Genomic DNA, 21,550 nt, shown 5'->3' on the forward strand with positions numbered 1-21,550 from the left:
TTTTAGCCGGTGCGATGGCCCCAAAACTTTTTAAACATCTTCCTATCTCAGCATTTACCTCCTGTTTAGCGGTCCTTTATAGCCGGAGATCCCTCCGATATTTTCCGCCTGATATCCTTGCTTTTTAAGCCATGCGCAGGCTTGTGTGCTGCGTCCGCCGCTTTGGCAATATACAAATAGGGGGATTTTTTTATCGAGCCTTATGGACTCTATTTTATTTAATGGAATATTTTTGCTTTGAGGAATATTTCCATGAGAAAATTCCTCCGGGGTTCTTACGTCCAGCAAAACTGCGCCTTCCGTTTTTTTAAAGCGCTCTACTCCTTCATTGATCGTTCCTGTTATTCGTAGTAAATCAAAAAGTCCCATTTTTATCATTCCTTTCTTTCGTGCTTTTTGTTTAGAAAACTGCAAAATTGTGGGGTGGAGAATTCTATACTCCATTTGTGGGTGTGAATCTTGTAATTATCCTTGGTTTGCAGGTCATTATTTATGCCGCCATAATATACATTTATTGGATATAGGTGAAATGTAGCATGTTTAACCGAAATTTTCTGTGACTGTGTCACATATACTGTTTCTTTATTAAGTGAGGATAAATTTCAATATCGATTTATTTATGATAAGAAAGGCGTTACTGAGAACGGAGTGAACAGTAACAGAAAGGCTGCTTTCTGAAATTTAAGAAATTTACGGTTTATATTATTGGTCAATTAAGTTATAATACAAGGGTCGTAATCTTTTATTGATAAAAATTAACATAAGGAGTAAGTTATGGAAAATTGGCTTTTACGTTTTGTAAAGGGAATGTTTATCGGTTCCGGTTTTATTCTTCCCGGTGTCAGCGGCGGCGCGCTTGCCGCAGTTTTTGGGATTTATGAGCGGATCATTTCCTTTCTGGCACACATTACAAAGGATTTTAAGAATAACGTGTTATTCTTTATTCCGGTAGGACTTGGCGGCTTGACCGGGGTATTTGTATTATCATTTGCTGTAAGCTTTTTGCTTGGTACTTTTGAATCATACATACTTTGGTTCTTTGTCGGCTGTATTGTAGGAACGGTGCCCGCCTTGTGGGAGCAGGCCGGTAAGAAGGGACGGAGCGGTAAACATATCGCTATTCTCGTCGTTACATTTATTATTGGTCTGGTCTTCTTGTTTTATGGTGAAGAACTGTTCAGTACGGGCGTTCCGCAGAATTTCGGTACATGGATGTTTGCAGGAGCACTGATTGGACTTGGTATTATCGTTCCTGGACTGAGCCCGTCTAATTTCCTGGTTTACATGGGAATGTATAAGGCTATGGCTGACGGTATTAAGACTATGGATATGGGAGTTCTTATTCCTCTGGCAATCGGCGGAATGGCTTGTGTACTTCTTCTTGCGAAACTGATGGATTATATTTTCTCCAAGGCGTATGCCGGTCTGTTTCATTTTATCCTGGGCATAGTCTTCGCTTCCACTGTGATGATTATACCGAGAGATTTCAACTATCTCAGTGCCGGTACGATTATATGCGTTATCATGTGTGCTGCCGGAGCCGCTCTGGGTTACTGGATGAGCATGCTGGAGAAGAGATATAAGCCTGAGGATTAATAGTTGGTCTGAAGGGCAACACGAGTGTTTTCCGCTCGCGTTTATACCATAAGAGGCAATACCTTCACACGGTAAATCGGTAAGGTCTTTCCCCGATTATAAAAAAGCGATATAAAAAGGTAAATTGTCCATGATAAAGTGGACAATTTACCTCTTTTTAAATTGAGCGGACATATCTTAATTGCTCTTCGCTAATTATTTTCTATAAACGGTTAAGCATTCTCTTTCATACTGGTTGCCCTCTCAGCGATATTCTTGCTGAAATTGATAACATCGTGGTCATAGCTTTCATTCATCAGTTTAGACTGAATGAGAAAGTCTGCGGTCGCTCTGTTATTAGCTATCGGTATATCGTACACTTGGGCGATCCTGAGCAAAGCCTTGACATCAGGATCATGAGGCGCTGCTGTCAGCGGGTCTGAGAAAAATATTACAAAATCAATTCTTCCCTCTACAATCTTCGCTCCTATCTGTTGGTCTCCGCCCAACGGGCCGCTGTTATATCCCCTTACAGGAAGTCCGGTGCTGTCCGTGATCATATGAGCCGTCGTACCCGTTCCGCAAAGGAAGTGGCCTTTTAATATCTCCCTGTTATCCTGACACCATTTGATCAAATCAGCCTTTTTGGCATCATGAGCAATCAGTGCAATATTCTTCTGTTTCCCAATTGTAAGTGTGATAAAGTCTTTGTCCATGCAGTTCGTTTCTCCTTACGTTACGTATAATTTTAAGCATTTGTAAGTATCAAAAATATTTTTGAACTTTTAGGCTGCGTTTTTTCCGCAGCCTTTCAATTTATATTATAACAGACTTTTTAAGTTTTTTCATTTAATTCTGAAACCTAATGAAATATTTAAATTACTCTTCCTTTACTCTGTGAACAGTAACGGCTCTTCCTCCTTCTGATACCGTAAGGTGCTTTTTGTGAACATAGGTTCATATGTAAGGACTCATAGACTTTTAAATACCTTTTTGGTCCCGATTGCAATTGCGAGAGCTATTATTCCTGCAAATAACACTACCACATACTCAAATCCCCGGAAGTTTTCAAAAAGAATACCATAGATAGCGCTTCCTATGGGCTGTGCACACATGGAAATCATAAGAATTACCGCAATGACCTTGCCAACGAGATCAGGCGGCGTTTCTGCCTGAACGAAGGTAAGCATCTGCACGGTGAACATAGTCGAAATTGCCATAAGGAGAAAACAGCAGGAACTTATCACGATGTAATTTATCATATCTGAGGAGCAAACCGCCAGAGTTATTCCTATGGGAAAAACACAGACGGCACATGCAAGCAGCAAATTTCCAGCCTTTTTGACAGCAAGCCTTTTGGAAAGAATTCCTGTCAGGACTCCTCCTGCAATTCCTCCGGCCGCCAGTGCTCCCTCTGCAAACCCGTAAAGCCTATTCGCTTGCACCGGAGAAAAGTTAAGTACCTCAGTAATCAGATAAGGCAAACCTACAACAATCATTGCCGACATAAACAGATTGATTGCGCAGACTACAAGCAGAACCTTACCGATAATAGGCTTTTCTTTTCGGATAAAGGAAAGGCTCTCAGAAAAATCACATCCCGCAGTTTTCCATATATTTTCCCCATCTCTCCTTTTTTCAAAAGGAATCACAATGAAAAGCTCCATAATCGCTGACAGCAGGAAGCAGAAAAAGCAAAGAAAAAGTACCGTCTTCAACCCATATAAGCTATATAAAATCCCTCCGAGTACAGGTCCCAATAGCCCCGAAAGGGAGCTAACGGAATTTATAACAGCATTTGCAGCCATGAGTTTATCCTTATTCACTAATGCCGGGATGCTAGCTTGAACCGACGGCTGATAAAATCCGGCAATGCCGTATAGGAGCATAAGCATACCCCCAATCAGAAGGATGATATTCGCTCCGCCCATGCACAAATAAAATATCAATATGAGGGCCGAAGTAAGAAAGTCCAATATAACCATAACATTTCGTTTATTCACCCGATCCGCGATGATGCCTCCTGCTGGTGAGAGAAGAATTGCCGGGATAAAGGCGCAAGCGGTAACAGCTCCGTAAAGTGTGCAAGATCCGGTTCGATTCAACAGATACAAAGGCAAAGCGAACCTGAGCGCCGCATTTCCGAACAGGGAAATAATCTGCCCCGCTATTACTAAAGTAAAATCCTTAGAAAATAATTTTTGATTCATAATTTCAATCTCCTTTTTAATACCAAACGTTGGTATGTATTATCTCAAAAATAAGAAAAGCGCATATGAAAGGCTTTTCCCATTAATTTAAGCTTATATACTATTCTATTTACGATTCTGATAAATCAGCGCCAGCTCCTGCATCCGATTTATCATCTCCTCATCCAAAACATCCAGACCGAAGCCGCGCAGCATTTGGTCAAACACCATAAGCTTCCTATAACATTCCTCGGGCGTATTGTTAAAAATCATAGGATTAAGCCAGAAATTAGCGACCAGCACGATCAGTTCGGAAAGCTCCGCAGGATATTGCGTCTGAATCGAACCGTCCGCTATCCCCTGCTCAACGACTGGCCGGATATATAAAGGAACCGTTTCATCTATCGTGTCGCGAAGCATTATAAACATAAATCTGGAATTCTCACCCAGACTGGGAGCCGCCGCAAACATATCGCTCTGTACCGGACGCAGGACGGATTCTTTAAAAATAGTTTTCAGCTTTTCTCTTCCGTTCATATCCGAACGGTCGCGAATAGCTGCTAACATCCGATTGGAATCCGCAGTCATTCTATCCGCGGCAGCAATCAGAATCTCTTCCTTCGATTTAAAATGATGATAGATTGCCCCTTTGCTAAGGCCGCCCAGATGATCGATAATATCTTGTATGGAAGTATGCTCATAGCCCTTCTCCATAAATAAACGAAAGGAAACGTCCAGTATCAGATTAATCGTCTCCTCAGGATACTTGTTTCTCGCCATTTCATCTCACCTCATAAATTTGCCGTATTAAAACATACCAATAGCACAAAACATACTTATGGTATGTTTACTTTATCATACTGTTGGTATGTTTTCAAGCAATTATTTTATTTATTTCAAATAGAACGAAATCAATCTTATTCTTCCGTCAATGCAATCTCAAAGTCAAAAGGAAATTCCTCAGCCGTACGGTTGGTAAAATCCACCCTGAATCCCCTCTCGTCCTTATGAAAAAATCCTGAGACAGGTTCTATCCTCACATAGCACATATTTTCATCCGCTTCATTATTGTGCCTGAAATACCAGCTTTTAAATACCTCTGTTAACTTCTCCCTGATTTCGGAGTTTTCCGGCTTTAGAGGATGTCCGATATCATAAGCCTTGACTTTGCGGCAACCCCGATGTTAAAGCGGTTTCATCATAAACATTTCCATTGTCTCCGCAAATGGCTCGAAATCTTTTATCAGACATCCGCAATCCTTGTAACCCAGCTTGCGATAAAAATGCTGGGAGCTTTCTTCCACCATCGTGGATGTCATAACCAGCTTATGATCCAATTTTCGCATCTCTGACTCCCATAACAGCATAGCGGCTCTCCCGATTCCTCTTTTGTGAAATCCCGGATCTATATAAATCAAATTCAAAAAAGGTATCAAATCCCAGAATAAATTGTATCTGATTATTCCGAAACATTTCTTGTCCTCTTCGATAATATAGCACTGATTCTGCAAAATTTTATTTGAATATTCCTTTTTGCTCAAGTGCTTATCCAGTTCGAACCAGTAACGCTCATCCCCGGCGCTCGCATATCGTATCTCAATCATTTCTTTCCCCCTCCTTTACCGCTTTTCCCAAAAGTCAAAGCCCTCCTGTGATATCCATCCGATTCCTTAACCGCCCAATTCTGCGGCAATCGCCAGAAATCTTTTTTCTGACAATATCTCGTTTGTTATATATTTCCCATCATAAAACAGCGCGTAATTTGTCCATGCTGCCGGAGCGTTCCTGGCCGCTTCTGCGTTATCGATAAAATTGCTGTGGAAGGGCAGGCCCATATCCCTGGCTTTTTCCTCAATTAGCGGTACATATTTTGCGGTATACGGACAGCCGGCGGTATAATACAGCGAGAAACCTTTCTCTTCTGTATGCGGTTGTTTCACCTGCTCTTTGAACTTCGGTACGGGAGCATTCTTCTCAAGCGGGAGATATAACAGTGTGAAATATGGCTCGGCCGTATCTGCTGTTAGAAATCCTTTGTAAGCGAGATACTTCGGATCAGAAAGAAAAGACATTTTCTTCGTCGATGAGATGGTGCAAATACCTCTTTTTCCCTTTTCCATGCTATCACTGATACAAGCGCCCAGCAGCTCATTGGAGTAACCGTGCCCCTTAAAGCTCCCGGATACCCAAAAGCAGTTAATATACATATACTCCTGCGCCTCTATGGGAACCCATGCGTATTCCGAAGGTATGTATTCGATGAAGCACTTTCCCCGCTCCGCGCTTTTTAAAAATACCAGTCCCTCGGCGAGCCTATCGGAAATCCACGCCTTTTTCGCCATAGTCTGCGGATCCTTATTATTCGTCATTGCGCAGCAGATGTGCTCATTCTCAAGATTTTCAGGTGTCAGTTTTATATAATTCATAGCTACTCCTTCTTCACCCATTCAGTGAGATAAACAATAAATTATAATTGCCTGCTGCACAACAAGCAGACTTTTTTTGAACTCATAGCCCGGAAAGTATTCGGACTCAATCACATCCCCGGATACCTCTTCGCCGCGGTAAAACGGAGGGCAGGGATTGAGGATCGCACCGGGATTCGCTCTGTCCATCATCTCTTTTGTAATCCGATACCCTTTAAAATCAGCCAATGCGCCTTCCTGTATTGAATCCGTGCATATGATATCCCTGCCCTCCACAGCATCCCGTAACTCACCGAAAACATCTGTGCCGTCCATCTCATAGCCCTTAGGACAGCACTGGGCAAACCGAAATCCCATAACTTCGGCAGCCTCCTTCCATGCCAAACCGATATTGCCGCTTCCTCCGCAGAATAAATAACTGTCATTCAGAAAATCTTTGCGAAGTTTTGACAGAGTGTACAAATCTGATATGATTTCGCAAGGGTGATTTTGATCCGTCATCGCATTGATTACGGGTACTCCGGAGAATATTTGCATCTTTTCCATGAGGGAAATGTCCTTATGCCTTACAACAATCACGTCACACCAGTTGTTCAGATATCCTATTATGTCTTTTATCTCCTCTTTTTTATCCAGCGTTTGCGGGGGAAACAGTATCGTCTGCCCGCCCAGCAAATATATCCCCTTTTCGAAGGTGACCCTTGTCCGGATACTCGCTTCCGGAAAAAACATGACGGCTGTTTTCCCCTTTAAAAAATCCTTATATTTCCCGGCTTGAATAGCGTCGGCAATATCAAATATTTCAAAAATATCCTTTTTCGTATAATCCGTTATCCGAAGAAAGCTTCTCATTTTTATCCCCCTGCAAGAGTCTGTTGCCCCTATACATATTCTTCTATCCCGTATTTGCTTATTTTTATCTTTTTCACATATATTTCCTTGAGCCTGGAAAGAGCATTGTAATGGGCCGTTGCCGCATGCCGCTTCAACTCATGCTGATTCGTCCACATCTCCATCAGGCACATATCATCTGATGAATCCAATGGATAATAAAAATCATATTTAATATTTCCCGGTTCTTGTCTGGAAGCCGTTGTTATTTTTTCTTCCTGAAGCTTTCTGTAAAATTCCTCTCTTTTTCCGGTTTGAATGGTATACCTTACATTTACGAGGACATATTTGCGTATCGAAAGAAGAGCAGCCCCATAATTCTCCGCCTTAGTTACTGCAAAATATTTGCCGAAGGAGACCGTCCACATATCCATTTCTTCATCCATTCCGTCATCCTTCTCCGCTATATCGTTCATAATAAAAGAAACGAATCTGCATGAGGTTCCCGCTATCTCAGGAAGGAGATAAGATACACCCCATTCTGCATCTTCCTTGTCATCCACAAATCCATTTCTTGCATCTACAATAAAATTACTGCCCTCATACTTTGCCAAAAGGCTTGCCGCAAACATAGTAGGGCGTCTGTAATCCTCCAGATGACAATACTTTTTCCACCTGAGCAAAACCACATGATCCTCAGGAATATATTTTACATTGCAATATTCCGAATCAAACTCCTCCTGCGCAACCGCAATTTCCATGAATCCCACCGTAAAAGGCAAATGAGGAAAAAGCTTCGTTCCTGTATGTACGAACCCATTCTGGATATACCAGTTTTTTAAACGAGTGTTTTCCTCTATGATTCCGATAACGATTTTATTTCCCTCGAGGGTTTTTACCATATCATAACAAAATTCTACAAGCTGCTTTCCGTACCCTTTGTGCCTATATGCCGGCAATACCGTCAATTTAGCCAACTCATAGCTTCCATTATCCTTTGCTTCCAGCTGTGCAAAACCGACAATCTTATCCCCTTCGCATGTTGCAAACATTTTATTTCCTTTTTTGTAATCGTTGTCCAATCTTTCATATGGCATAAAAGCCCCGTTTGTCGGACAATTATCCGTGGTAAGCCCGAATTCGTCCGCAACTGTCATCGAACTGTCCCTAATTACGGCAAGACATTCCATTAAATCCTTTTCTTCTACCGATCTTATCATTCTACTTCTCCTCCTGCTCCTCACTATTGTAAATTTACTAATTTATCGATACCGTCGATACCGGAAAATTCCTCTACTATAATAGATTCAATATGTTCTTTTAATGCTTTATTTACGCTTGTAATACACCAATTTTTTTCACCGCCTATACTTTTACAATCGTCTTCAATTAAAATATCCGGCCTTATTCGTTCTACCAAATCGGCGTACTCTTCTTTTCTCCCTCTGCATAAAATTTCCGTATATTTTATCCCATGGAAATCCATGACTCTTTTTATAAATAAATATCTTTTCTTCTTAACATAAGAACATAAGTAAATTTCATTTCCCTTATCATATAAATCATTTATTATTTGCTCCGCCTTCCCTATTGGTGCATATCCACGCTTGGAAAACAGGAACAACACGGGCTTTGTATAAAAGGTCGTACCCTCGATAAAAATCATTATTTTCTTCAACCCTTCTCCCTCCACTCATTATGGCATATTATTTCACGTACTTTATACATCTGTCGAGGGCAATATAATTCCCGTGTATATCCGCCAAGACTGCTATATCCATCGTAATTCTCCCATTTTTTAATAATTTATCACAATCACTCTAAATACTAAATGTTTTTTGCAAATTAAATATCCATATCCTCTAACATAAACCTTCGTAATCATACATAAACTTCTGCCATATATTTTTCCACTTCTTTATTTTTACTTTTCTTCTTTATGCCCGGCTTCATGCCAAACCATACATTCTTCCGCTCTTACAAATCCGCACTTTTCATATAACGCCTGTCCTGCTTCGGTGGCATCAAGGCTTATTTCTGTAATTCCCTTCTGCCTTGCTTCCATCATTAACCATGCCATCATTTTTAAGGCAATTCCCTGCCTTCTATAATCTGCACGGGTATAGACATTCATAATATGAGCTCTTTTCCCGGTAGGATGATCGAACGTAGGCATCACATTTATATAACAAATGGAGGCACACCCAATGGCCTCACTATCTTCCACTGCCAGTACAGTAGTTTGGCCGGAGCTTTTAAAATATTCTCTTGTGTTGTTTATAAACTCCTTATCGAAGGGTATGCCGCCGGACAGCCCGTTTACAGCTCTCAGCATCTCTAGCCTGATATCCATAACCATATCTAAATCGGTATTCACTGCTTTTATCAATTTCATTCTGTATAGTCTCCTGTATCTTTCGCTTTGCACACGCAGCTGCGCATTCACTGCTTCTGTAAGAGAAGCGCCTTTTCCTCTTATAAAAATGCAGAGCTGTCCATCCCTTTATAAAAGGATGATTAACAGCTCTGTGTCATAAATTTTGTTCTTTACAGACTTCTCCGCGCAGCAGAACTCCTCCCCTTTTGAGTATCGATTAAAGATAATTTTAGGTAGATGCCGCGCGGTTGTCAACACAATTTTAAATATTGATTATAATTCGAAAATAGAAATTTTAAATTCCATCTCGTAATCCATGATATTCAAATGTTTATGATCAGACCCGTTATAAATGCAAAAAATATCACATATAACAAATACAATATAAACTGCCGAACACCCAATACAATTTTAACAGCTCCTAAATTGGTAATTTTTGTGGCCGGTCCGGTAAGCATAAATGCTGCAGCGGAGCCCATGCTCATACCGTCATAAAGCCACTGCTGCAGAAGAGGTATGGTTCCGCCCCCGCACATGTAAAGCGGAACGCCGATGGTAGCCGCCATCAGTACACCAAATCCCTCGTTATTGCCAAATAGTTTAACAAACGCATCTGTCGGTACATATCTTTGAAACAATGCGGATAATACGATTCCTAAAAGAAAGTACAGCCAAGTTGCTTTCACGTTCCGTCCGAAGTTTTTAAGTAAGCGTAACAGGATATTAGGGTCTGTATCACGGCTTTTCACTTCTGCAATGGAAGAAAAGTTAAAAAATGAAGTTTCCCTGCAGAATATATGTACCAGCAGCCCCGCTACAATGCCACACAGAAAACAAGCCGATATACGTACGATCAAAGCCTTCGTTCCTAAAGCAACGCTATAAATAACCAGCTGTGGATTGAGTAGAATAGAAGACATCATAAAAGCAGCCAGCCAGTCATCTCTCATCCCCTTAGCTGAAAAGGATGCCGCAATCGGGATTGTTCCATACATGCAGAGTGGTGAAGCCATGCCAAGTAAACATGCCGGTACAATACCCAATACCCCCATCCTTTTATCCTTTAAGCCACTGAACAAACTATGTATCCGTTCTTTGCCGAACACAGACACTACCGATCCTATAACCATACCAAACAACCAGTACCCAAAAATCTGATTCAATTGAATGCTAAAATAATACCATAGATAAATAAATTCCCTATGCAATATATCAATCATCAATATTCACCAATTCATACTCACGGCTGCCAAGTCCGATCTCTTCCGCACTTTCCAATGTATGAAGTCCGTTCAATTGTTCAATTCTGTTTACAAGTTTTTCTCTGCCTTCCGCAGTATATACAAGATCGATACATGCCTGATCCAGAGCTACCGGATCAGTTGAAGCAAGAATTCCGATATCGTGAATATCCGGTTCAGCCGGTCTTCCATTGCAGTCGCAGTCTATACTGATTCTGTTCATAACATTGATATATGCAATATTCTTCCCATTCCCCAAACTGTCGGAAACAGCCTTACCGGCCTCAGCCATTGATTCCAGAAAGTCATCCTGAACGCCTCCCCACATACTTGTACTGCTCTTTCCTGCGGTATGTATCAGGCATTTTCCTTCTTTTGAACCAATCCCTATGGAAATATTTTTAATAGCTCCTCCAAAGCCAGCCATCTCATGCCCTTTAAAGTGAGAAAGTACAAGAAAAGAATCATAATTTGCAAAGTGCGCACCTACAAGATCTTCCTCCAGATGAATTCCTCCATTTACAGGAAGGCTTATTGATCCGTCAGCATCCATAATATCCACTTCTGCAATATCCGTAAAACCATGATCCTTTGCTACCTGCATATGCATAGCAGTTTCGCCTCGCGAACCGCCATATGCCGTATTACATTCGACAATCGTACCATCCACAGACTGCACCAGGTCTTTAATCAGTTCCGGTTTCAGATAGTTGCTGGAGGGAGGCTCACCTGTACTAAGTTTCACAGCAACCTTCCCTTCCGGTGTCCAGCCCATGGCTTCATAAACTGCCATCAAACCTTCCGAGCTGATATCATCTGTCATGTAAACTTTTGGTGTTTCCTTCGGTAATTGTGTTACTTCTTCCGAATCAGAGGTATCTGTCTGTTCTGTTTCACTAACTTCCGATTTTTCTTCTCCCGAATCTTCTACTTCTGAACTTTCGGCTTCTGAACTTTCTACTTCTGAACTTTCTACTTCTGAGCTTTCTACTTCCGTATTAGCTGCATTACTGCTACCCTGCACATTTCCACATGCCGTGAGAGAAAGCGCTGCCGCAAGTATTAAAGTAAAATCAATAACTCTTTTCCATTTCATAACTCACACCCTCCATCCCTATTATTCTTTTTTACATACTCTTTTCAGTATACATTCTAATCAGATAACACAAACTTAATGTGAAAATGTGAGAATTCTGTGAGAAAAAAGGTAGATTTATATGAAAATATACTGAAATTTATATTTAACATCAGCAATCAGCTTTGGCTCATATTACTTTGACTTGAATACTCAAACCAAAAAGTTGTCAGCGTTTCTTTACAGTCTACACCATAGCACATATCGTGAGCCTTTAAAAATGTGCTGACAATAGAAAGGCCGATGCCGGTTCCCTTTTTACGTCCGCCATGATGTTGACTGCACTGATATCTTTCCCAGATGATTGCCCGCTCCTCTTCCGGAATAGGTTCCCCCTGATTGACGACCGACACTCGTATCCCGTTACCCAATTTTTCAATCACTACGGAAATCCTTTCCCCATCCGCAGTATGATTGACGGCATTATTCAATAGATTTCGCATTACCTGGCAAATTTTCATTGCATCTACATTGACAGGAATATCCTTCCGAGCGCTTTCCAGACGGACCGTGATACCATATTGAGCGGCGTTTTGTTTGCAATGAACTACTTCTGACTCAACAATCTCATACAGATTATACCAATCCTTTTTTAGCTGGATATACCCAGCCTGCAACTGAGAGTAATCCATGATATCGCTGACCATTTCGCTCATCCGTCCAGCTTCTTGTATAATAAGGTTAAGGTCTTCATTGCGCTTCTCATCATTTTTCCAACTGATATCCCGCACCATTTCAGCATACCCCCTGATAAGGGCCAGCGGTGAGCGCAACTCATGGGACACATTGGCTATAACCTCTTTGCGAAGAACATCCACTCGTTGGAGCGCCTGGCTGAGCTCGTCTACCGAATCGGATAATTGCCCGAGTTCATCATTCAGGGACAGCCCTGGTGTTGCGGTTAATTCGCCCTTTGCAAGTTCATCTACCGTGCATTTTATAATATGTATCGGCTTCACAAAATAGCGGGACAACAATGCTGCCAACATAGCAGCAGCCAGAGACAGTGTTATGCTCAATGTCACAAGCTGGCTACGGTTAATACGAAGTACCGTATGCAGTTCATCCATTGAATGATACAAAACAATCAAAGCCTGCCGGTTTCCATACACTACCGGAACACCAATTTCAAGTATCAACGGTTCCGATCCGCATCGTATAATTTTATGGTATGATTCTCCCTGCAAAACCTGCCGGTATTCTTCACTATTCTCAAACTCACTTAGAAATACACATGCAGACTCCAAAGAACTTTCATCTTGTAATCTATACCCTAAGCTATAAAGCGCAAGCAGCTTTCCGTCAACGCCGATCAGCATCATTTTTCCGTTCGTGGACTTGCTTAAAGAGGCAAGCAGTTGATTATGATAGGCGAGATCTTTTGTTTTCAGTTTTTCTATGACAGGCTGCAAGCGGCTTTGTACTTCAGCAACGGTAGAATCAACATAATTGCGCTCGAACAAAAAAATCTGCACAATCCACATAAATACTATGCTGAGAGTCACCAAAAGCATCATAATCAACCACAAACGGACTACGATCATGGAGTGTAAGGGCGACTTTCTACGAAGTTTATTCATATTCAAATTTATACCCAACCCCCCATGCCGTTTGAATTATTTTTCTGTAGTCACCCAGATGCTCCCTAAGTGATTTGACATGAGTATCTACCGTACGTGCATCACCATAATAGTCATAGCCCCAGACCTTATTCAACAGCTGTTCCCGGCTGAGAACAAGTCCTTCATTCTGTGCAAGATACAATAGAAGATCAAACTCTTTGGGCGGCAGGTTAAGTACTTTTTCACCTACGGTTACAGTTCTCGAACCGGGCGAAACACAGAACTCTCCAAAAAAAAGCTTATCACATGACCTTTTTCCGCTGCGCTTGAGTACGGCACCGATACGGGCCATCAGTTCCTTTGGACTGAATGGTTTCGCCACATAATCATCTGCCCCAAGATTAAATCCCAACAGCTTGTCATATTCCTCGCAGCGGGAAGTCAGCATAATAACCGGAACCTGACTTTCCTTACGTATTTCTCCCAGAGTTTCAAAACCATCGAGTTCCGGCATCATGACATCCAGCACAACGATATCAAACTGTGTGCTATTTGCTTTCTCAATAGCTTTCTGGCCGTTTTCTGCCTCTTCGCACTGATATCCATCTAATTCCGCATAAGTCATCACCAGCTTCCGAAGATGTATATCATCATCGACAATTAGTAGTTTCGGCATCATGCTCCCCTCTTTCTTTGAATATGTATATTATTTATCTGGATAATAGATTTTATTGGTCAATAAATGTGCGACTTGAGTTTGTCATATAGGCAATATCAAGTATATATTTTGTGATTGGCTCATAATCTGATAAATGCTGATACAAAATATGTTGCAGCAAATAAGTCTCTGCAATAAAACTACGGCCTCAACATACCTATTAACGAGATGTCGCCTTAGCTTTGCGTTTTTTTCTAACTCCACCATTATATCATACAGACTATCTAATCGAATAGTCATATCATACAGCTTTCTTTCCTTGCAACGGATATCTTCATGCGAAGTATCAATTTCATTTTCCAAGTGTGCTTTGGTCAAGTCAACCTCTCGGAGCTTGTCAAAAAAACATATAACCGCATTTATTTCTGCGTGTTATCGGCTCTACCTCATTGTATATATTGACTGCTGATCAAATCGTTTTCGATTGAAAATCAGTAAAATTAAAGAAAAAAGTATTCGTGACGGAATCTTAAAAAAAGATTCGTCACGAATACGGACAATGCAATATCTGTCAATAAATAATGTTACAAAACCTCTGAAAGAAGAATCAGTTCCTCAAGTGCCTTGCTGTCCTCTTGTTTACATCCTTCAATCAACGCCGCCAGTTGCTTCCTTACTTCCGGCTCGGCAAAGCTTCTCATTTGCTTCTCGTTTCTCTCATATCCGCCCAGAATCTTCGCCATGCTCCATATATTCGTTGCAACATTGGAAAAATGCTTTTCTATCCTCCTGCAGCTATCGCTATGCTCTTCCAATTCATCCGACAGCCTTTTCATATAAGCGGCCGCATTGCTTCGCCCGTCTGCAAGACAGTCCATCGCATCCCCATGGCACATAAGGCGCTCTGCCAAAAGCGGTAAGACCGCATCTCTTGGAAAATTGGCTTCGTTCAATATCCCTTCCCGCCACGCATCGTAAGCGAAGATTCCTTTCGCAAAAGTCTTGCCTGATTCCTCATAAAACCGTCCGGTCATTACTCTTATTGCATTTTCAATAATCTCTTTATTTGAGATTAGCGGTTTGTTTTTCTCCCCAATGGAAATCACAGCTATCGTATCGCTGTTCTCCCACCATTTGCTCGCGATGAAATAGCCGGATTCGTCTATCTCAACGTCTCTCGCGAATTCAATAGCGTCCTGAAAAAAGTTCCATCCGAGCAAGGTCTCTCCATTATCCTTATAACCGGTAATGATGCAGGCCTCCGGGGGGCCGATAATTCCAAGGGCAATGCACGGAAATCCCGCATCAATCCGTTGTTTAATAAAATGAGTAAAATCGCTCTTCTTATCCGGGCAATTCCCTTCAAACTTTACATCGCAGGAGGAATTCGTTCTCGTTATCATATGAAACTCCCGTCCTAGCGATTCCACTCCCAGCCTATAGACCTCCTCTGGATTGTCAAAGGTATGGATGACATCCACGTTTCCCCCATTCCACGCTCCCTTTTCCCACGTGAGACGAAATGCTGCTCCCGTAGCTGCCATGGAAAAATCTGCTCCCACATCTTGCCCCAGATAATTCGCACAGCTTTTTACGCACATAGGATATGGCGTGCATCCTTCCGCACCGTATTCTACCTTGGATATCCCATATAATACCGTTGCACCTTCATTTTGTAATTTATTTCCCAAGCTATTTCCCTGTTCATTTTTTAATTCATTCCCTTTATTCATGACTTTCACCCTTTCTTTCTATCGAGTATGCCTATACCAAATGCGCCTGCGCATAGCTTTATTCTGCCTACCGGCGGACGCTTTCTCCTGAATTCAGAAGGCGTAAGCCCCGTCACTCTTTTGAATGCACGCGTAAAGCTATCATAATTTGCAAAGCTGTATTTAGTGGCAATATCCATAATACTCTGATTATTATAAAGAATTTCATAAGCGGCATTTGAAATTTTCCGAGTAAGAATATACCGGGCAAGGGGTATACCGGTTTTGTCCGCAAATATACTGCGTATGTGCGCAATGGAAAATCCGGTCGCCCGTTCGAGCTCCTTATAATCGATTTTTTCTTCTACCCTGTTTTCAATATAAATAATAATCGAGCTTATCGTTAAAAAGTAATCCATTCCGTATACCATTATTTCCCTTCATGAAGTAAATTCAATATACCATACGAATGAAAATCTTTCTCGACATTTTTAAGGATGTTATCTGCAATTATATATTGGAATGATTTGTGTGATAAACTTATCTACTATACTGTCATTTTTCGGCAAGCTAAAATCCCATCTGCGCAAGCCATGATGTAAGCTCATTTTCCCGGTCTTTTGCATCGGATTTATCTTTTGAACATTTGCCAAGCTGTTTCTCTCCTGCGATAACGCCATCCGACATAAACAGAACCCGCTCGGTTTTTGCCGCTACCTTTGCATCATGGGTAACAAGCAGAATCGTCGTGCCGGACTGATTGATTTCCAACAAAATATCCATCACTTCTCCCGCCGACTTTGAATTTAACGCTCCCGTCGGTTCGTCACCAAAAACAATCTGCGGCTTATTAATTAACGCCCGGCAAATAGCCGCCCGTTGAAGCTGACCTCCCGACGCTTGGGTAATAGTATTGTCTCTAAGCTCCAGAATCCCCGTTTGTTCCATAAGCTGTGTCGCTCGTTCATTTATTGCCTGACGGCTCTCCTCTTTTGCCCTGAAAGCGGAGAGAATAATATTATCAAAGATACTAAGGTTTTTAAGCAGACTGCTTTGTTGGAATATGAAGCCCATCATTGTGAGACGCAGCTTTGACAATTCATCCTCGTTCATCTTGGCGATCTCTTTGCCACAGAATTTCACATTGCCGGATGTCATGCGATCCATGCCGCTGATATTATAGAGCAGCGTTGACTTGCCGGAACCGGATGGCCCCATGACCAACACAAACTCGCCCTGACTTATATCCAGATCTACATCCCGCAAGACCTGTTGGCTATTATTTTTACCTATGTCGTAGGTTTTGTTTAGTTTTCTTGCTTCCAGTATGTTGTTCATTTTATTTTCCTCCTTTATTCCACAGACATAATGAATCCGCTTGTTTTTTTCATAGGGGCAATCACAAGCCATAATGTAATAATGACTGCCGATATTATTGAAGCCGGGCAAAGAAGATAAGTAAGCGGACCCACCACAAACTTTATGCTTGACGCACCCGGAATCATCAGAGCGGCCATGCTTTGCCCAAGCGTTCCTGCCGCCAGCATTCCTATAACGATGCCGATTAACAGGACAATCATCACGCGTGTAACATATTGAACCTGTATATCCTTCATGGAAAACCCAACACTTCGCAGGATGGCGATTTGCGGAGCCTCCTTTGCCGTAAGCATTTTGAAAAACATTGCCGTTATCAGTACTGCGATTCCGACTGCAATCCCAACTGCAAATATCGAAGCTGATTTAAGCTGCCCGATGACATTTCCCATTGTCTGCCGGACAACCTCATCCACCTCATTCACTTTGGCGTCGGAAAAAGCTGACGCATATTCCGCACCCTTTGCGGAAATACCGGCACCGTCCTTTATATTCATGTATACGACATACCAAAGGATGTTTTTGGGGTCATGAGGCAAAATTGCCTTAGCTGTTTTGCCCGCATTTGTCGTATCCTGATAAATTCCGCAGACTGTTAGATTCTGTTCTTGACCGTTTACCAAAACGGTCAATGGTTCTCCGATTTTTTTACCGAACGCATCCGCATTCATAACGGAAAGGGCAATCTCTCCCTCCTCCCCCGGCGCGGAGCCTTGCATATACTCAAGCGGAAATACGGAAAAGTCTCCGCTCTCTATTCGAATTCTTTCATACATCCCGTCTGGGGTCAATGCCTCATACGAGCCGGCAAAAAAGCCGGCATACTTATCAATCTCTCTGTCATTTTGCAGATACGCCAGCAGGTCGTTATACTGACGGTTCATGTCGCCGCGCTGTATATCAATCCGCATATCACTTCGCCCAACACCCATATAGGTGATATATTCCGGCGACTCTATGGTATTCAGCGTGTTTATAGGAAGAATAATTAAAAACGTGCAAACCATAAAAACTACGCACAGTAACCCGTATACACGAAAGTGTCCAATCACTTCCTTTACGCCAAGGAACACATTTACATTCGCAATTGCGCTTTTATGCAGCATAAGGTTTTGCCGCCCTATCCCCCCGTTATCGGATGAGCTTCCGTTTCGTATAGCTTCCACGGCGGATATATGCCGGAAGCGGCGAAGTACCAGTCTGCAAAATAAGACAACTGCGAGGAAAATAAGTACTGCGCCAGCCATCGGAAGCAGCCTGCTGAATACAGTTTTTTCAACTTCCCCCATGTATAGACGGATGTTTGCCGTAAATATGCTTCCCATAATAAAAGAAAGCGCATAACCGACGATACTTGCCGCCGCTGCCATCACGACATACTTTGTAAGGTACAGCTTTCCGATATCCTTGTGGTTAATGCCAATTGCCCGCATTACGCCGATTTCTCTGTAATCTTCCTCCATTGCGGCTATCATGGTAAAACGCAGGCACAAGGCCGCAATTAAACCTAATAAAACGCCGACAAGAATCATAACTGCCGCCACAATATCGTCCGATGCACTGTTCAAAAGCCTGTATAACGGATAAGTTACAGAAGGGCCTTTTTGCGGTAAGCCTGCGGATAGATAGAGGCTTTCCAGCTCCCCAATGTTGTTTACGTCATGCAGCCTGAACTCAATCAAATATTCGATTTCTCCGATGTTTTCCCGTAAATCAGCAAAGTCGTTATCGCTCACCAAAAACCGTTTCGATTCAGATAGGGCCGAGTTCATCTGCGCGTCTCGGAGATATGATACAATCGTAAACTCTTTGCTGTAATTTCCTGACTGAATTCTGACGGTATCACCAATTTGCAAATTATATTCCTGTTTATGATAAATTGGTACAGCGATTTCTCCGTCGTTAAGTCTCAACACCTGATTATCCATGTCGAGGAAAAATCCGAACACGGTATTTTGTTTTACAAAAGCGTTTTGCTGGATATTGTCCGCTTCCGAACTCTCATTGTTCCCCAAAAAGATGTCGGCGCCATCTATATTGAGCATTTCCGCCGTTTGATGACTTTCTATGATATCACCATGTTCGGCGGCAAAGCTGTCGATGTCCGGATTGTTAATTTCCCCGGCGTGCATCTGTGTGAAATGCGGAATGCTCGCTTTTTCAAACAGATTGGTTGTAGCACCGGATATCTCCGTGATGACTCCTACCGCACAAGAAATTGATAAAGCTGCAAGCATGATAAACAAGAATAGGGTCACAGCAATAATCTTGTTTCTTTGAAAATCCTTTTTTAACATTCGTGTCAACATGTTATGCAGTACCTCCTTCGTTTTTGAGCATTTGCCGCATGATAAAGGTTATTGCTAACATGGCTGAAACAGCGGCAAGTATTGGAATATAGGGCGTTTCCCTAAAAGTTTTAAACAGGTTTCCATACATGATTTGGCCTAATGGCGCAGCGCATTGGGCGACCGCCATCATAATAGCCATAACCTTCCCTAAAAGTTCATCCGGTGTTTTTTTCTGTACTTTTGTAACAATGAAAATAGATATAATCGTCACCGCAGCAGCTATTGGAACCCCGCACACCATGAAAAGGATAAACGAGGGATAATAACCAAGCCCAAGCATAAAGGTAGTAACGGACAATGCCATTGGAACAAGCAGCATGGTAATTACCAAAGACCAGCGGTGCAACGTTTTAACTTTCATTCGTTTTGAGAACAGCCCGACAGTAAGTGCTCCTAAAATCGTAGAGAATTGAATCATCCCCATACCAAGGCCGTATGCGCTATCGCTGCTTCGCATAGTTACCCGTAAAATAATAGGTGCACCGACAATAAAGAGGGGAACAAGAATAAAATTCAGAATGGCGGCAAGTATAACAGCTTTTAGAATAAACCGTTTTTTTATCACATATGCGAAGCCCTCTTTTATATCTTTGAAAATCATTGCCGCCATAAGTCCATCCCGTTCTCGTTTGCTGAACGGTATCTGTATAAATATTTCCATCACGGCGGATAAAAAGAATGCGGCGCAACTCATCACAAGGAGATTATGTACACCGAAGCCTGAATAGAGAACACCGCCTAAAATTGGAGCCACAACGCCGGACAACGCTTGAACCGCCTGTACAATTCCGTTTGCACCTTCTAACTTTTCCTTTGCCACAAGCAAGGGGATACTGGCGGTCACAGCAGGGGTATACAAGGCGCTGATAACGGATAACGCTACCATAATTACACCAATCATTAAAACAGAATGATTACCCGCACCCATCAATAAAATTAAGCACAGTACAAACGCGCTGCTGGTGAAATCAAATATTACCATCAGATTACGCCGATTAAATCTATCTGCAATAGCCCCGCCCACTGGTGCGAGTAAAAGGGGAATATTGGATATAGCGTATAACGCGGCAAACATGGACTCATTGCCTGTTGTATCTAAGACATATAAAGAAAGGGCGAACCGCAGCAAAGCTGCTCCGAAAATGGATATAATCTGTCCCAATACCATTAAGTTAAAGTTTTTAGGCGATGGTGTATAAATCATATTGTCTTGCATTCTGAACCTCCTTAATAAAATATAAACTAACCGTCAGTCTATATATATGTTAAAAATATGCACGATACGAATGGTAAAAGTATCATGCAAATATTTTTATAACATCCTTAAAATATCCCGCCGGAACACCCAGCGTCTTTTCTATCATTTCGATAAAAGCAGCTCCATACCGGGCGCGTTCTTCCCCGCTCCAAGAAAAAAGTCCTTCATCGAAAATAGTTTGCCCTGCCGCCAGAAACAAAGCGACTGTTTCCTGCGGATAATCAGTAGAAAATGTATTTGCACCGTTATCTTCTTTGAGTATTTCCGCCATGACAGGCGCAAGGCACTTGATCGATTGTACCAAGCTTTTTTGGTGCATTTCTGCGTTCTCTGCCTCATGGAATTGGTGTGCTATATTTTCCCTGTCTTTAATCATTTCCTCTGTTTGACCCTGACCCATCAAAATGGCGCATAGCTTTTGCGGTGGCGTCATTTGAGGATTTGCCACAATCTTTTTGGCATTATTTACACTTGCGTCAACAATGCGTCCGATAATTGCGTCCATGACTTCTTCTTTTGATTTGAAATAATAGTAAAACACACCTTTTGATAGACCATGTACGTTTAAAATATCAGTAACCGTTGTTTTGGCATACCCTTTTTCTATAAAAAGTTTTTGCGCCGCATCCAATATTTCGCTTTTTCTTACTTCCGGCTCTTTATGCCTGCGCATAATCTATTCACCACCCTTTTTAGACCAGCGGTCAGTTTGCAATTATATTAGCATCCGGCTGAAAAAATGTCAATATAATTTGTTCAGACTCTTCAAACTCTATTATGTAATAGGAGCACTTTCCCTCTATTACATAAAAAATAAGCGTACCACTATTTCTAATGATACGCTTATCGTTATGCTTC

General features: G+C 41.9%; 22 protein-coding genes. 1 reads left to right on the forward strand and 21 read right to left on the reverse strand.

The features are described 5' to 3' along the window. Nucleotides 1-54: 54 nt before the first annotated feature. Nucleotides 55-369 (reverse strand): rhodanese-like domain-containing protein, encoded by a 315-nt coding sequence (locus CC90_RS0110395; protein ID WP_031390706.1) that lies wholly within the window; start codon nucleotides 367-369, stop codon nucleotides 55-57. Between the two features lie 405 nt (nucleotides 370-774). Between CC90_RS0110395 and CC90_RS0110400 the strand changes: the two genes are divergently transcribed. Then, entirely contained in the window at nucleotides 775-1,596 is an 822-nt protein-coding gene (locus CC90_RS0110400) for a DUF368 domain-containing protein (RefSeq protein WP_031390707.1), read from the forward strand. A gap of 212 nt (nucleotides 1,597-1,808) precedes the next feature. On the opposite strand, the gene CC90_RS0110405 is transcribed toward CC90_RS0110400, so the two are convergent. From CC90_RS0110405 to CC90_RS0110505, 20 genes are all read right to left on the reverse strand, one after another. Beyond that, complete coding sequence (locus CC90_RS0110405; protein ID WP_031390708.1) at nucleotides 1,809-2,291, reverse strand: methylglyoxal synthase; 483 nt, start codon at nucleotides 2,289-2,291, stop codon at nucleotides 1,809-1,811. A gap of 255 nt (nucleotides 2,292-2,546) precedes the next feature. Continuing rightward, nucleotides 2,547-3,785 (reverse strand): MFS transporter, encoded by a 1,239-nt coding sequence (locus CC90_RS0110410; protein WP_031390709.1) that lies wholly within the window; start codon nucleotides 3,783-3,785, stop codon nucleotides 2,547-2,549. A gap of 105 nt (nucleotides 3,786-3,890) precedes the next feature. Next, nucleotides 3,891-4,544, reverse strand: coding sequence for a TetR/AcrR family transcriptional regulator (locus CC90_RS0110415; protein WP_031390710.1), 654 nt, complete (start codon nucleotides 4,542-4,544; stop codon nucleotides 3,891-3,893). A 137-nt stretch (nucleotides 4,545-4,681) separates the two neighbouring features. Then, nucleotides 4,682-4,813: a hypothetical protein gene (locus CC90_RS24825; RefSeq protein WP_278245469.1), complete on the reverse strand. Its 132-nt coding sequence runs from the start codon at nucleotides 4,811-4,813 to the stop codon at nucleotides 4,682-4,684. Between the two features lie 135 nt (nucleotides 4,814-4,948). Continuing rightward, nucleotides 4,949-5,368 carry a GNAT family N-acetyltransferase gene (locus CC90_RS0110425; protein WP_031390712.1) on the reverse strand — a complete coding sequence of 140 codons (420 nt, stop codon included), beginning with the start codon at nucleotides 5,366-5,368 and terminating at the stop codon, nucleotides 4,949-4,951. A gap of 66 nt (nucleotides 5,369-5,434) precedes the next feature. Further along, nucleotides 5,435-6,190: a YoaP domain-containing protein gene (locus CC90_RS0110430; RefSeq protein ID WP_031390713.1), complete on the reverse strand. Its 756-nt coding sequence runs from the start codon at nucleotides 6,188-6,190 to the stop codon at nucleotides 5,435-5,437. 21 nt (nucleotides 6,191-6,211) lie between these two features. Next, nucleotides 6,212-7,042 carry an ornithine carbamoyltransferase gene (locus tag CC90_RS0110435; protein WP_031390714.1) on the reverse strand — a complete coding sequence of 277 codons (831 nt, stop codon included), beginning with the start codon at nucleotides 7,040-7,042 and terminating at the stop codon, nucleotides 6,212-6,214. Nucleotides 7,043-7,071: 29 nt separating this feature from the next. After that, nucleotides 7,072-8,241: a GNAT family N-acetyltransferase gene (locus CC90_RS25000; RefSeq protein ID WP_081905938.1), complete on the reverse strand. Its 1,170-nt coding sequence runs from the start codon at nucleotides 8,239-8,241 to the stop codon at nucleotides 7,072-7,074. 23 nt (nucleotides 8,242-8,264) lie between these two features. Next, nucleotides 8,265-8,699, reverse strand: coding sequence for a hypothetical protein (locus CC90_RS0110450; protein WP_031390716.1), 435 nt, complete (start codon nucleotides 8,697-8,699; stop codon nucleotides 8,265-8,267). 246 nt (nucleotides 8,700-8,945) lie between these two features. Then, nucleotides 8,946-9,416 (reverse strand): GNAT family N-acetyltransferase, encoded by a 471-nt coding sequence (locus tag CC90_RS0110455; protein ID WP_031390717.1) that lies wholly within the window; start codon nucleotides 9,414-9,416, stop codon nucleotides 8,946-8,948. 305 nt (nucleotides 9,417-9,721) lie between these two features. Next, nucleotides 9,722-10,618 (reverse strand): permease, encoded by an 897-nt coding sequence (locus CC90_RS0110460; RefSeq protein WP_031390718.1) that lies wholly within the window; start codon nucleotides 10,616-10,618, stop codon nucleotides 9,722-9,724. Next, a complete protein-coding gene (locus CC90_RS0110465; protein ID WP_242843296.1) occupies nucleotides 10,611-11,462 on the reverse strand; it encodes a DUF362 domain-containing protein in 852 nt (283 codons plus the stop codon). Before CC90_RS0110465 ends, CC90_RS0110460 begins: the two co-directional genes overlap by 8 nt. A 431-nt stretch (nucleotides 11,463-11,893) precedes the next feature. After that, a complete protein-coding gene (locus CC90_RS0110470) occupies nucleotides 11,894-13,354 on the reverse strand; it encodes a sensor histidine kinase (RefSeq protein ID WP_081905939.1) in 1,461 nt (486 codons plus the stop codon). After that, nucleotides 13,347-14,015 (reverse strand): response regulator transcription factor, encoded by a 669-nt coding sequence (locus CC90_RS0110475; protein WP_242843270.1) that lies wholly within the window; start codon nucleotides 14,013-14,015, stop codon nucleotides 13,347-13,349. The genes CC90_RS0110470 and CC90_RS0110475 overlap by 8 nt, the downstream gene beginning before the upstream one ends. 563 nt (nucleotides 14,016-14,578) lie before the next feature. After that, on the reverse strand, nucleotides 14,579-15,727 hold the full coding sequence (locus CC90_RS0110480; RefSeq protein WP_051869387.1) for a hypothetical protein: 1,149 nt from the start codon (nucleotides 15,725-15,727) through the stop codon (nucleotides 14,579-14,581). A gap of 5 nt (nucleotides 15,728-15,732) precedes the next feature. Beyond that, nucleotides 15,733-16,137 carry a helix-turn-helix transcriptional regulator gene (locus CC90_RS0110485; protein WP_242843271.1) on the reverse strand — a complete coding sequence of 135 codons (405 nt, stop codon included), beginning with the start codon at nucleotides 16,135-16,137 and terminating at the stop codon, nucleotides 15,733-15,735. 139 nt (nucleotides 16,138-16,276) lie between these two features. Beyond that, the gene (locus CC90_RS0110490) at nucleotides 16,277-17,044 is read right to left on the reverse strand and encodes an ABC transporter ATP-binding protein (protein ID WP_031390724.1); all 768 of its coding nucleotides are present in this window, start codon (nucleotides 17,042-17,044) and stop codon (nucleotides 16,277-16,279) included. 14 nt (nucleotides 17,045-17,058) lie between these two features. Further along, a complete protein-coding gene (locus tag CC90_RS0110495) occupies nucleotides 17,059-19,392 on the reverse strand; it encodes an ABC transporter permease (protein WP_031390725.1) in 2,334 nt (777 codons plus the stop codon). Nucleotide 19,393: 1 nt separating this feature from the next. Then, the gene (locus CC90_RS0110500) at nucleotides 19,394-20,650 is read right to left on the reverse strand and encodes an MFS transporter (protein WP_031390726.1); all 1,257 of its coding nucleotides are present in this window, start codon (nucleotides 20,648-20,650) and stop codon (nucleotides 19,394-19,396) included. Nucleotides 20,651-20,732: 82 nt separating this feature from the next. Further along, nucleotides 20,733-21,323, reverse strand: coding sequence for a TetR/AcrR family transcriptional regulator (locus CC90_RS0110505; protein WP_242843272.1), 591 nt, complete (start codon nucleotides 21,321-21,323; stop codon nucleotides 20,733-20,735). Nucleotides 21,324-21,550 lie beyond the last annotated feature (227 nt).

The sequence above is a fragment of the Kineothrix alysoides genome (genome assembly GCF_000732725.1).
Taxonomy (GTDB): domain Bacteria; phylum Bacillota; class Clostridia; order Lachnospirales; family Lachnospiraceae; genus Kineothrix; species Kineothrix alysoides.

Bases quoted from the DNA above. Each gene is read 5' to 3' on its own strand.
- CC90_RS0110395 (WP_031390706.1), bottom strand. From the start codon at position 369: ATGGGACTTTTTGATTTACTACGAATAACAGGAACGATCAATGAAGGA.
- CC90_RS0110490 (WP_031390724.1), bottom strand. From the start codon at position 17,044: ATGAACAACATACTGGAAGCAAGAAAACTAAACAAAACCTACGACATA.
- CC90_RS0110480 (WP_051869387.1), bottom strand. From the start codon at position 15,727: ATGAATAAAGGGAATGAATTAAAAAATGAACAGGGAAATAGCTTGGGA.
- CC90_RS0110435 (WP_031390714.1), bottom strand. From the start codon at position 7,042: ATGAGAAGCTTTCTTCGGATAACGGATTATACGAAAAAGGATATTTTT.
- CC90_RS0110470 (WP_081905939.1), bottom strand. From the start codon at position 13,354: ATGAATAAACTTCGTAGAAAGTCGCCCTTACACTCCATGATCGTAGTC.
- CC90_RS0110425 (WP_031390712.1), bottom strand. From the start codon at position 5,368: ATGATTGAGATACGATATGCGAGCGCCGGGGATGAGCGTTACTGGTTC.
- CC90_RS0110430 (WP_031390713.1), bottom strand. From the start codon at position 6,190: ATGAATTATATAAAACTGACACCTGAAAATCTTGAGAATGAGCACATC.
- CC90_RS0110475 (WP_242843270.1), bottom strand. From the start codon at position 14,015: ATGATGCCGAAACTACTAATTGTCGATGATGATATACATCTTCGGAAG.
- CC90_RS0110405 (WP_031390708.1), bottom strand. From the start codon at position 2,291: ATGGACAAAGACTTTATCACACTTACAATTGGGAAACAGAAGAATATT.
- CC90_RS25000 (WP_081905938.1), bottom strand. From the start codon at position 8,241: ATGATAAGATCGGTAGAAGAAAAGGATTTAATGGAATGTCTTGCCGTA.
- CC90_RS24825 (WP_278245469.1), bottom strand. From the start codon at position 4,813: ATGTGCTATGTGAGGATAGAACCTGTCTCAGGATTTTTTCATAAGGAC.
- CC90_RS0110415 (WP_031390710.1), bottom strand. From the start codon at position 4,544: ATGGCGAGAAACAAGTATCCTGAGGAGACGATTAATCTGATACTGGAC.
- CC90_RS0110500 (WP_031390726.1), bottom strand. From the start codon at position 20,650: ATGCAAGACAATATGATTTATACACCATCGCCTAAAAACTTTAACTTA.
- CC90_RS0110410 (WP_031390709.1), bottom strand. From the start codon at position 3,785: ATGAATCAAAAATTATTTTCTAAGGATTTTACTTTAGTAATAGCGGGG.
- CC90_RS0110460 (WP_031390718.1), bottom strand. From the start codon at position 10,618: ATGATTGATATATTGCATAGGGAATTTATTTATCTATGGTATTATTTT.
- CC90_RS0110465 (WP_242843296.1), bottom strand. From the start codon at position 11,462: ATGACAGATGATATCAGCTCGGAAGGTTTGATGGCAGTTTATGAAGCC.
- CC90_RS0110455 (WP_031390717.1), bottom strand. From the start codon at position 9,416: ATGAAATTGATAAAAGCAGTGAATACCGATTTAGATATGGTTATGGAT.
- CC90_RS0110495 (WP_031390725.1), bottom strand. From the start codon at position 19,392: ATGTTGACACGAATGTTAAAAAAGGATTTTCAAAGAAACAAGATTATT.
- CC90_RS0110485 (WP_242843271.1), bottom strand. From the start codon at position 16,137: ATGGTATACGGAATGGATTACTTTTTAACGATAAGCTCGATTATTATT.
- CC90_RS0110400 (WP_031390707.1), top strand. From the start codon at position 775: ATGGAAAATTGGCTTTTACGTTTTGTAAAGGGAATGTTTATCGGTTCC.